At 43.9% G+C, this 12,324-nt stretch carries 6 protein-coding genes; 3 read left to right on the top strand and 3 right to left on the bottom strand.

Annotated elements, in window-relative coordinates:
- Positions 1–206 precede the first annotated feature (206 nt).
- Genes SEDOR53_RS0112725 through SEDOR53_RS0112735 form a run of 3 tightly spaced genes read left to right on the top strand, consistent with a single transcriptional unit; the run spans position 207 to position 5,956 of the window.
- Entirely contained in the window at positions 207–3,338 is a 3,132-nt protein-coding gene (locus tag SEDOR53_RS0112725) for a SusC/RagA family TonB-linked outer membrane protein (protein WP_198018924.1), read from the top strand.
- Positions 3,339–3,365: 27 nt separating this feature from the next.
- Positions 3,366–5,027, top strand: a complete 1,662-nt coding sequence (locus SEDOR53_RS0112730; RefSeq protein ID WP_037361239.1) for a SusD/RagB family nutrient-binding outer membrane lipoprotein — start codon at positions 3,366–3,368, stop codon at positions 5,025–5,027.
- Between the two features lie 17 nt (positions 5,028–5,044).
- On the top strand, positions 5,045–5,956 hold the full coding sequence (locus SEDOR53_RS0112735) for a hypothetical protein (RefSeq protein WP_037361242.1): 912 nt from the start codon (positions 5,045–5,047) through the stop codon (positions 5,954–5,956).
- A 356-nt stretch (positions 5,957–6,312) separates the two neighbouring features.
- Here SEDOR53_RS0112735 and SEDOR53_RS0112740 read toward each other — a convergent pair whose 3' ends face one another.
- From SEDOR53_RS0112740 to msrA, 3 genes are all read right to left on the bottom strand, one after another.
- The gene (locus tag SEDOR53_RS0112740; RefSeq protein WP_026770071.1) at positions 6,313–7,980 is read right to left on the bottom strand and encodes a RagB/SusD family nutrient uptake outer membrane protein; all 1,668 of its coding nucleotides are present in this window, start codon (positions 7,978–7,980) and stop codon (positions 6,313–6,315) included.
- 11 nt (positions 7,981–7,991) lie between these two features.
- On the bottom strand, positions 7,992–11,156 hold the full coding sequence (locus tag SEDOR53_RS0112745) for a SusC/RagA family TonB-linked outer membrane protein (protein ID WP_026770072.1): 3,165 nt from the start codon (positions 11,154–11,156) through the stop codon (positions 7,992–7,994).
- A gap of 459 nt (positions 11,157–11,615) precedes the next feature.
- Positions 11,616–12,266: a peptide-methionine (S)-S-oxide reductase MsrA gene (gene msrA / locus SEDOR53_RS0112750; protein ID WP_037361246.1), complete on the bottom strand. Its 651-nt coding sequence runs from the start codon at positions 12,264–12,266 to the stop codon at positions 11,616–11,618.
- Positions 12,267–12,324 lie beyond the last annotated feature (58 nt).

Genomic DNA, 12,324 nt, shown 5'->3' on the forward strand with positions numbered 1-12,324 from the left:
TTATCTGATACGGGGATTGCCGGTGCTTAACCCCCCCCCTTTACTTAAGCTTAAAAACAGCTTAAAGTTAACATTTTGTTAATGCTAACCCGTTTTTCTTTTTTATTTTCATCAAGATTCCGTCTGTCTTAGAATCAAACGTCTAAAACTTAAAAAGCATGAGAAAAACACTATTAATGGTTTTTTGTGCGCTGTTATTTACAAGTATGACAGCAATCGCACAAAAAAGTACGGTAACAGGAAAAGTGACCGACGACAAGGGGAGACCGATTGAAGGGGCTTCCGTTGTTGAAAAAAGATCTAAAAACGGTATTGCAACAGATGCCAATGGCGTATTTAAACTTTCGGTCAGCCCCGGTGCAGTACTGGTTGTTTCAGGTACCGGATATGAAAGAAAAGAGATTGCTGCTTCTTCCGGTGCAGCACTGACCATTTCCCTGAAAAATATAGATGAAAGCCTGAGTGAAGTCGTAGTAACCGCGCTCGGTATTAAGCGCGAGAAAAAAGCACTTGGTTATGCTGTTACTTCGGTAGCAAAGAAGGATATTGAATTAAGACCAGAAGGCGATATCGGGCGTGTGCTGGCAGGTAAGGCTCCGGGTGTTGATATCCTTGGAACCAGTGGTATTTCCGGTTCGGGCACGAACATCGTTATTCGGGGGGTAAGTACGATTACAGGCGGTTCTGTTCCCCCGCTTTTCATTGTAGATGGTGTACCTTTCGATGGTAGCACCAATGCTCCTTCAGGCTTTACTTTTGGTGGGCAAAGTTCCAGCCGTTTCCTCGATATTGATCCGAATAATATAGAGAACATTACGGTATTAAAAGGATTGAGTGCAGCCATTCAGTATGGCGACCTTGCCCGGAATGGGGTTGTGCTGATTACAACCAAGAATGGTTCTGCTAATAATAAGCAGAATAAGAAGACTGAAATTACAGTTTCTCAATCCTTATTTGCCAATAAAGTAGCCAACCTGCCCGATTATCAGGATACTTATGGTGGTGGTTTCAACTTAGCGCCATCTCTTGCCTTCAGTAACTGGGGTGCTGCTTTTAAAAACCCGCCTGATTCTTTCAATCACCCATACAGCCGTTCTGCGCTGAATGTAGCTTTCCCGGAATACAAAGGAAAAAAATACGCGTATAAAGCTTACAACAGTGTACCGGCTTTCTTCCGTACCGGTTGGGTAAGCAATACTGCAGTCAACGTATCTGGTGGTAATGCTGTTACCCGTTTCAGCGGTAACTATTCCTATACAAGCGATCAGGGCTTTTTGCCAGGTAACAGTGTAATCAAAAACAACTTTGGTTTCGGCGGATTAACCAAACTCTCCAACAACTTCACTTTGAGTGGTACCATCAACTTTGCTACAACTGATTATATCACGCCCACTACCAGTACGAGTTTTGGTAGTAGCGCTGATAATCCTTCTGTTTACGGAGACCTCATCTATACGCCCCGTAGTATTGATCTGATGGGATGGCCTTATAAAAACCCCATTGACGGATCAAGTGTATACTATCGTGCCAACAACGGTATTCAAAACCCGCGCTGGACTGTAGAAAACTCCCTCATACGGGAAAAAATCTACCGCACATTCGGTAATATACAGATGAAGTACGATATCATGAAAGGACTGAGTGTACTGTATCGCCTGGGTATCGACGTGTACAATACACTGAATGAGCTCACCGTGAACAAAGGCGGCACCACCGGCGGATTGCAATATACCACTGGTATGTATCGTACCCTTAATTCTACCAACTCCATTTTAGATCATAATATCCTGGTGAACTATGTGAAGGACCTCAATGAGGACTGGAACCTGACCCTGGATGGTGGCCTGAACCTTCGTAATGATAATTATACGCAAAATGGCATGAAGAGTACCCAGCAATTGGTATTCGGCCTATTCAACCATGGCAACTTCGTAAACCATGAAGCGGTAGGTGAGGATGGAGGTAACCTGAACTTTAATTCACAACAAAAACGCTTCGGAGCGTTTCTGTCTGCCTCAGGTGGCTACAGGAATTACCTGTATCTGAACGTAGGTGGCCGGGAGAGCTGGGTTTCCACACTGGAAGAGAGCAATCGTAAAATATTCTATCCAAGTGCCAGCATTTCTATGATACCTACGGCAGCGATCAACGGATTAAAAAACAACAAATGGGTGAACTTTCTTAAAGTTCGTATAGGTTATTCTACCAGCGCCCGTTTCCCAGATCCTTATACAACCAGGACTGCTTTAAATATCCAGACCAATGCTTTTGTTGACAGGAACGGAAATGTGATCAACCAGAATGCGATTCCCAACAGGCTTGCTAATCCAGCCTTAAAACCCGAGCTCCTGAAAGAATATGAAGCTGGACTGGAAGGCACTTTCATCAACCACAGGCTGACAGTAGATCTTACTTTCTATAAAAGGATTTCCAGCAATCAGATACTGGATCGTTCATTGGACCCCTCTACCGGTTATACCGTTACCTCTGTGAATGCGGGAGATGTTCGTAATGAAGGTATCGAATTGGGACTGGGTTACAATGTGGTCAAGGCACGCGATTGGAACTGGCAGTTGAATGCCAACTGGACCATCAACAAAAGTCTGGTGTATGACCTGCCCAGTTATATCAAGCAGATCAATTTTGCCGGCTACAGCAACTTAGGAAACTTTGCCATCAACGGACAGCCACTAGGTATTTTGCAGGGTAGTGTTACCTCTGTTGATCCTAAAACCGGACAGAAATTGCTTGATGACAATGGTTATTATGTCCAGGACCCCAATATTGGCATCCTGGGTAGCCCGCTGCCTCAATACAAACTGACAGGTATCAGCGAGTTGACCTGGAAGTCACTGACTTTCCGTGCGCAAATGGATTACTCTGTTGGCGGAAAAATGATATCACTCACCACTGCATCTTTGCTGGCCCGCGGTTTAACAAAGGATATGGACTTCGACAGGACCATTCCGATCACTTTGCCTGGTATACGCCAATCAACCGGAAAACCCAATGATATTCAAACCGGCGCTACCAGTGCATACTTCAATACTTATTTTGGCCCGAACGATTTCCAGGTATGGGATGCAACGCTGATCAGGCTGAGAGAAGTTTCATTGAGTTATTCATTGCCTTCCAAGTGGCTGGCCAAAACACCTTTTGGAAGCGTATCCGTCGTAGCATCTGGCCAGAACCTGTTCTACCTGGCTCCGAACTTCCCTAAATATGTTCGTTTCGATCCTGAAACTTCCAGTTTGGGTGTAGGTACCGGCCGTGGTCTTGAGTTATTGACTGGTCCATCTTCCCGTCGTTTTGGTGCGAGCATTCGCGTAACTTTTTAAACTTCAATAACCAAATAGAATTAAAAAATGAAAAAGTTAATGATATATTGTTCAGTTGTTTTATTGCTGGCTTCCTGCAATAAGCTGAACAGCGATTTTAACGGGTTATTGAATAACCCCAATCAACCCAATACTGCGTCTGCGGATGTAGACCTTTACCTGAACTCCATACAGCTGAATTTTGCCAACTTTTATTCCGGGTTGTCGAACCTGGGTGCACAGTTGACCAGGATGGAGACCATGTTTGGCCCCACTTATAATGCAGCTTACCAGCCGCAGACAACAGATGGAACCTGGACAACCGCGTATGCTTCACTGTTTACTAATGTGAATGCCATGATCCCGGTTGCTTATTCCCAGAAAAAAAACATACATGTTGGCATCGGTAAGGTATTGAAAGCATATACGCTGATGACCCTGGTGGATTATTTTGGAGATGTGCCTTACAGCCAGGCCAACAAGGGTATTGCTAACACCAATCCCGCCCTGGATAAAGGCAAAGCTGTATACGATAGTGCAATTGCACTTTTAAACAGCGCTATTACCGACCTAAGTAGCAATGGTCCCACTCCAACCAACGATATCTTTTATGGAGGTAACCGTGCCAATTGGAGCACATTGGCAAAAACATTAAAGCTGAAAGCATACATGAACTATCGGTTGGCAGATGCAGCTACTGCTACTACGAACATTACAGCCTTGTTGAGCGAGAATGACCTGGTGAATAGCACATCGCAGGATTTTCAATACCAGTATGGTTCTAAATCCCTGGCACCTGATAGCCGTCATCCTAAATATGCAGGTAATTACACCCCTACCGGTTCGAGTGATTACCTGGGTAATTATTTCATGTGGACAATGGTAACAGAGAAAGGGTTGATTGATCCCCGTACACGTTACTATTTTTATCGCCAGACCACTGATATTACAGCAGCCATTACCGATCCGGTTACCTTGCAGTTTACCCAGCCCTGCCGTTTCCAGGCTTATCCGTCTAATTATCCTTCAGGTACCGTTTTCTGTTTGGTGTCGAATGGTTATTTTGGACGTGACCATGGCGATAATTCAGGTACACCGCCAGATAACCAGCTCAAAACCACATGGGGGGTGTACCCGGCCGGCGGCCAGTTCGACGCTAACCAGAATGTCGCTGTGAAACCAGGTATCGGAGGCCTGGGACAGGGTATCCTGCCTATATGGATTTCAGCTTTTACAGACTTCCTTAAAGCAGAAGCAGTGCTCACGTTGAATGCTTCCGGTGACGGGCGCGCGCTGACTTTATCGGGTATTAACAAATCGATCTCAAAAGTAATGGCATTCCCTTCCTCGATAGGAGTAACACCAACAGCCAGTTTTGTACCTTCTCAGTCTACCATCAACAACTATACAGGTTTTGTGGGCAGTGCATATGATGGAGCTGCTACCCTCAATGATAAGCTGGCCGTGGTAGCCAAAGAATTTTACATCAGTGCTTGGGGCAATGGCATCGAATCTTATAACCTTTACAGGAGGCTTGGGTCACAGGCCATCAAAATGCAACCTGCGTTGCAGCCCAATCCTGGTTCGTTTATTCGTTCCTTTTTCTATCCGGCAGTATATGTGAACTTTAACAATACGGCAAAACAGAAGACTGATTTAACCACCCAAGTATTCTGGGATACTAATCCTAAAACCGGCTGGGTTTATTAATCTAAAAAATCACGAACATGAAAAAACTAATCATACCATTTATATGTATTTCAGCTGTTTTGCTCGTGTTTTCCTGTAGCAAGAAAGATGATGCATCCGTTAACTTGCGGTTCGGCGTAGCAAATGGCGGATTCCTGCAATGGAATCAGAAGGTACCTACCACACCGCTTAAATTCGATCCTAATAACCTGGCAGCTTCTACTGTTTCCATTAAAGTGAAAAGGTACCCCGGTGGGTTGGCTATGTCAAGCGTAAACATATATGTAGGAACCAGCGGCAGTAAATCAACCTGGAAGCTCATCAAAAACGTAGCGATGACAGATAGTGGCACTTTAAGTGTGACTGGTTCGGAAGTAGCCAAAGCCATGGGCACAAGTACCGGCACTTTCCAGATTGGCCAACAGTTTACTTTTTATAATGAGTTTGTTGCAAGCAATGGTAATTTGTATTCACTGGACAATACCAATTCGGCAGATTTTGAAAGCCAGGCTCCTTATAATGCCAGTTTTCGATGGAATGCAGTGATATTCTGTAATTACGATCCATCAGTTTTTAATAACGCCACTTATACGGTTGTTCAGGATGACTGGGCTGATTATCCAACAGCTAATGCTTCCCCTATCACCAGTACGTCTTCCGCTACTGCTAATGCAGATGGTACTTATAGCATTACCTTGCTTTGTTATCCGAATATGGATCCTGCAAACGGCGGTGCCAACCGGCACCCTGTTACCTTGTATGTGAATCCGTCAGACAATTCTGTCACGGTGCCTAAACAAATTTATGGAGACTATCCACCTGTTACAGATGTATCGCATGCCGGAACAGGTAGTGTAAACTCCTGTAAGGGAACCATTAAACTTACCTTGACCCATTATTATGGAGTGAACTCTTATCCCGGTCAAGTATTGATTCTTCAGAAAAAGTAGAAGCCTCTTCCTTGCATAATGGTTATCCAAAAGGGCTGCCTCGAAAGAAGCAGCCCTTTTGGTTACGTCCATATCAGGCAATCAAGGATGTTTCAATTTAAAATTATATTTACGGACAGGATGAAAACAGATATCTGACAGTGCGCTGTAAAAAAGAGGCGGTGCCTTGCTCTGAGATTGAGCCGACACCGCTTCTTTTAAACTATAACCGGATTATTCTTAGACACAGTTCATTTTACAAATCCACAGATACCGGGTACATGGTCTTTGTTGCTTCTGCTAAGCAACTATATCAACAAAAAAGCGGCTCCCATGAGAAAGCCGCTTTAGTTGATGCTGGGTTTATTAATCGGTATTTATTGGTTCTTCACTGGTGCACTCCCTGATGCAGCCGGGTTGAAATCAAGTTCGTTCTGGGGCACATCCCAGTACGACATATAGCTATAGTTAATGGTAGCATTGGTGTTTACTTTTCCGGTCCTATCCAACACTACGCAACCATTTCTGCCACCACCTTTCGATACGTCATCTGCCATACCCATCCTGCGCAAGTCATAAAAAGCCACCCCCCTGAACAGCAATGCGCATCTCCTTTCTTTGCGCAACTCTTCCTTCGCCTGCAAAAGGCTCAAACCAAGCCCGCTTACAGATGGTACTCCTGCTCCCTGCAAAGTACGTACCCCGTCAACGATCAGTAAACCCGGAACAATCTGTCCTGTATTGATCAGGGCTTCTGCTTTCATCAACTGGTTCTCCTCATAACTGCAGGAAATGTATGAGTTCACTACATTCGGCTGTGAGGAATAATAAGTAATGGCTCCATTACCCGTGCCCCCATCGATCATGTAATAACGGGTTCCGAATGTAATACTCCTTCCTCTTTTATTGATCACCGGGCTGGGAAGCAGATCGAAATTGTTGCTCAGCCTTTTGTCGCCGGTGTTATAATCCTGTATCAGTCGCTCACTGATGAAAAAGGTATTATTATCGGAAGAAGCAGCATACCCTTCGCAAGTTCCGTCTTCAGGCAGGTTGGAGAAAATAGATTTCGACTGGTCGCTATACGTTTTTGCGAGGAAAACATAATCGCTTTTAGACGATACACCGGCATTCGCCAGGTTGAGTACCTGTCCCCAGTCCGATGCAGTCATATCGTTGGTACGCTTGTTCACCAGCAGGTTGCGCGCTTTCAGCGAGTTGATGTTCTTAACCCAAGAAGCCGGTGTAGGAATACCTGCGGAACCATTGGGAAGGAATTGCATATAACCGGGAATGATCTGAGTCATCACATTATCGAAATCACCACCAGAAGACAGACCGCCGATGATGCCAGCCGCTTTGTCGAGATTGGCATTTGCCTCAGTGATCAAAGCATCGTGGGTCATATAGGTTCCATTCGTAGCATTCGGGGCATCAATTTTAAGCCCCGCTATGTACATAGATCCTATGCGTGAATACGCATAGCCTTTCCACCAGTATGCCCAGGCCTGTAATACTTTCTTTTTAGTGGCGGCATCACCGGTAAAATTCACTTTATCGATTAATGACAATAAAACATTTGATGAGTTGTTGAGAAAATACATGTAGGTCCATTCTGGTAAGAATGAATTGGAAGCGCCATAAGCGCGGCTGTTTCGCAGTTGCAGTTCCCTTTGTTGACCTTGCCCGATGGGGTTATTAACAATGCTGCCATCATCTAACTTCACAGAAAGCGGGTTATCGGCAAACTTGAACGAGTTATTGCCCCAGGGAACAAAGATGTTATCGCCCATGCCTTCATGAAAGCCTTGGACAATCAGCAGCATACCAAAGCCCAGACCGTCGTCAAGAGACCCCACCGATTGGTCGCCGAAACCAATTTTATAAAACCCTTTTGCATAAGAAAGGATGCCGCTCTCGCTGTTGAGTACCCCATAAGAAGGTTGATTCAGATTGGTAACATCCAAATCTTTTTTACTGCACGACATGATCATAGCAGCGCTTAAGAGGCCCAAAAGGATGAATGATTTATTTTTGTTTTTCATTGTTAGCAGTTTTAATTTAATCCAATGTTGATACCAATCTGATACGATTTAGTGTTGGGGAATGAAAAATAATCGAGGCCTTTTTGTACGGAAGTCTGTGCAGCACCTGTGCTTCCACCACCATTCGTATTCACATTCGCTTCCGGATCCATGCCGGTGTACTTGGTACTGGTCCAGATATTTCTACCACTCAACACAACCTGGAGCCTATTGGTGAATTTGATCCTGGTGAGTTTGGCCACATCAAACGATAGGGCAACATTTCTCAAACGCAGGAAGGAAGAGTTCTCCAGGAAATAATCCTTGGTGCCATTACTTTCAGAAGCATCGTAGAAACTCTTATAATAAGCGGTCCAGGCGCCTGTTTGCCCGTTGATGGTTACCGGCTTGTCAAAATCGCCATGCAATCCTTCAGAATACATCCATTCTTTGGTCTGATTGTACTGCAATGCTTGGGCCACCCAGTCGAGCTGGAAACTCAGGGTCAGGTAGTCCTTAAAAGTAAGGGTATTGGTGAATGACATAGTGAATTTGGGTGTGGTATTGCCGAGTACATATTTATCAGAGGTAAACATTACTTTCTTACCTGCTTTTTCTACCACTCTTCCGTCAACCATTTCATAGTTGCCTACAAGAGATTTATCAATATATCTTTTACCTTTTACATCAGTCTGGTCAACACTGGTCAACGCTTTGTAACCGTAGATCGTACCGAACTGTTCACCTGCACGCAAAGTATATGTAGCGGCACTGCTGTATACCAATGGTATATCAGGTGTTCCGGTGATCTTATCAGTGAATGTTTTTTGTGTACCGAATATAGTCAGCAGGTTCCAGTTGAAATTCTTCGATTTGTACATGGCCGCATCCACGCTGAATTGGAAGCCGCTAGAGGAGAGGTCCAGCACGTTTGATTTCAAGGTAGAGGCACCGGAAGAAATGGCCAAGGGTATCGACCATATAATATCACTGCCTTTACGATTCCAATAAGTGGCGCTTGCTGTGATAAAAGGCAGCCATGATTGTTTACCTATTTTAAAGTTCATGTCAACACCCACTTCTGTTTCTTTGGAACGTTCTACGGTAAGGGCGGGGTTGGCTACCTGCGACGGGTTGTAGAAAGACGGACCATTGTCTACACTGAAATTGTTCAGCGTACTGATCCTGTCGAATACACCTGGTTGAATACCTGCCTCACCATAAGCGGCCCTGATCTTGAATTCAGGGATTACCTTTCCGATACCATTGTTCCAGAAATCCATGGAAGACAGTCTCAAATAAGCATCTCCCCTCGGGAAGGTTTGTGCTTTCTGGCCACTTCCGAAAGTAGAAGAATAGTCAGAACGCATACCACCGGAAACGCCTGCAATATCAGCCCACTCTAATTTCTGATTTACAAATAAACCGTAAGTGATGAAATTGTCTTCATACACATTCAGTATGCTTTTGGTAGCAGCCTGGTTGGCATTCGCCGGGAAAGTAGGCAATCCGGTATATTCAAGGGAAGTAATGTTGTATCTTTTTTGCCTCCAATCATACGCTGCTGTAGTAGTAGCAATGATCGGCAATTTTTTCATATTGAAATCCTTATCAAAATCGAATTTCAAGATAGCAGTGGCAATGGAATTCTGTGTTGTATACCGGGCGATGTTATTGTCAATGGTACCACTGACACCGCCTGCACCAATAGAAAATCCATAAGCCGCTGATGATTTATTACCCGTTTGATTGGCATCGGTGCGCGTATAATCATCCCTGTTCTGGTTGATACTGAACTTATAGTCCAGGTCCAGGAAACGCGGAAACTTATAACTCAGGTTGATGGATGGGATGATGTCCAGTTGCCTGTCGTCAAATTTTCTGTATTGACGATAATAATAAGGGTTGCTACTGTTGGCTCCAATACCTTGTCCGAATTTAAACGGACTGTTGCCATCAGGATCTTTGAATGTAAAGTCGCCTATCGGATAAGTGTATAACGCAGCGCTAATGTTGTTATTACCGGTAGAATTGGTTGTGTATACCAGTTGATTGATGGCCCTCACTTTGAAATTCTTGAACAATTCAAAACCAAAATTCAGGGTAAGATTGGTTCTTTTTAATTCGCCATCGATAATGCTTTGTTGCGTTAATTGCGAAAGGCCTATTGCGTAATCCGATTTTTCTTTACCACCGGAAAGGAATACACTGTGGTTGGTTGTCATAGCCGTACGGAACAACTGTTTGATGTGATCATAGTACTTTGTATTGTCCTTATATGGTTTATTGTTCTGGTCATTCGGACCGGCCAACCAAATGGGATTACCCCAGATACCAAGTGCGTTCCGTTTCAGGGGAACAAATCCGCCACTTCCATCACTCTGAACGACATCACCATTGTTATCTACCTGGAAAGAATGATTGACGGGCTGGTGCATATTGCCTACATTGATGTAACTGTCCCAGCTCACCCTGCTTGATACATCTATCTTTGCGGCACCAGGCTTGCCTTTTTTGGTAAATATCTGTATAACACCGTTGGCACCTTGTGCACCATAAATGGTTGCTGAAGCAGCACCCTGTACTACTTCCACTCTTTCGATTGAGTTAAGGTCCAGCGTGCCTAATGAGGAAGCCGCCATTTCAACGCCATCAACCAGGATCATAGGTTGTGTGCCTCCCTGGATCGTGTTCATACCACGGAGTTGTATGCTCACTGCCTGACCGGGATTACCGGAAGTGGTACTGATCTGGGCCCCGGCTATTTTTCCTACCAGTGCTTGGTCAATACTGCCACTGGGTGTTGAAGGCAGCTTGTCTGCTGTGATCGACTCTACTGAGATGGCTAGTTTCTTTTTACTAGTGGCTACACCCACACCAGTTACAACTACTTCGCTGAGGGAACGAACATCAGCAGTCAGTGTTATGGAAAGAGGGGATGAAGAGGCAACAACTTCCCGATTCTCAAATCCTAGAGCAGTGATGAGCAGGGTAGCTCCTTTTTTTACCTTGATAACGAAATCACCTTCATTCGTGGCGCTAGTGCCATTTTTGCTTCCTCTTTCGAGGATAGTAGCTCCGGGGATTGGAGCTCCTTTGTCGTCTACAACCTTACCGGTTATAGTAGCGGTTTGTGCAAGACTGACCAATAGGGTCATGAAAAGCGAACAAACGCTCAGTAGCATTTTTTTTCTCATGTTGTATTAATTTTAGATAGGGAATAGCCTGATGAACGGCTATTCGCTGTCTAAATAAAAGAAAATTGCGGCATTTTGATTTTATTGATTTGATTTTAAGCTTTTTTTAAAATTAACGATAGGTTAACATTGATGATTAGTCATGTACATATTACACATCAATGGCTTGGGAGATTATGGAAAGACAAAAAACGATAGCTAAATGATAAATACTTGTAAAACAATATATTGGACGCAGGAAAGCGGATGAAATCTCCGGATAGTTTCAATTTTAGTTCCCCAGGTAAAGCAAATCATTGATAGGGGAAAAAAGAGGATTTTATATTAATGTCCATTATATATAGGTATAACTGAGCTATTTTGCAGTTTATTAATTCATTTTATTGCAGATTTCATTACATTAATATTTTAATAATGTATTTATCGTAGGATAAAGCATCTGCCTTTCAAAATAACAGGTTATTGCTTCTTGAGCTTGTTCTTGAAGACTTTTTCAAATTTTTCCAGCTTGGGCCGGATCACAAAGCGGCAATACCCCTGGCCCTGGTTATCGTTATAGTAATTCTGGTGGTAATTTTCTGCGGGATAGAAATTCTTGAACGGCTCGATAGCGGTAATAATAGGTTTATCCCAGGCCCCGCTTTTATCAAGCACTTCTTTGTAATGTGTTGCTTTTTGCCGTTGCGCTTCATTGTGGTAAAAGATCACGCTCCGGTATTGCGGACCAACATCATTGCCCTGCTGGTTCATGGTAGTGGGGTCATGGGTCTTCCAAAAAACTTCCAGCAACTCATCGTATGTGATCTTAGTAGGATCATAAATGATCCTGGCCAGTTCTGCATGGCCGGTGGTTTTGTCGCACACTTCTTCATAACTGGGGTTTTCTACATGGCCACCTCCATAGCCACTTACTACTTTCAATACACCATTTAAGCGCTGGAAAAATGCCTCGGTACACCAAAAACACCCTTCGCCAAAAGTAGCGGTATCTGTTTTCAATCCTGCAGGAATGGTTTCGCTGTTCATATCTGCCAGTTTTTTTTGTTGCTGCTGCTGTGCGCAGGATGAAAGGGCGACCGTTAATAATACGATAGAAAATAAAGCCTTCATGTACTGCGTTTTGATGAATACCTAAAAATACGAATTTTAGCTTTTACTTCCCTTTACC

It is taken from the genome of Asinibacterium sp. OR53, from assembly GCF_000515315.1.
Lineage (GTDB): Bacteria > Bacteroidota > Bacteroidia > Chitinophagales > Chitinophagaceae > Sediminibacterium.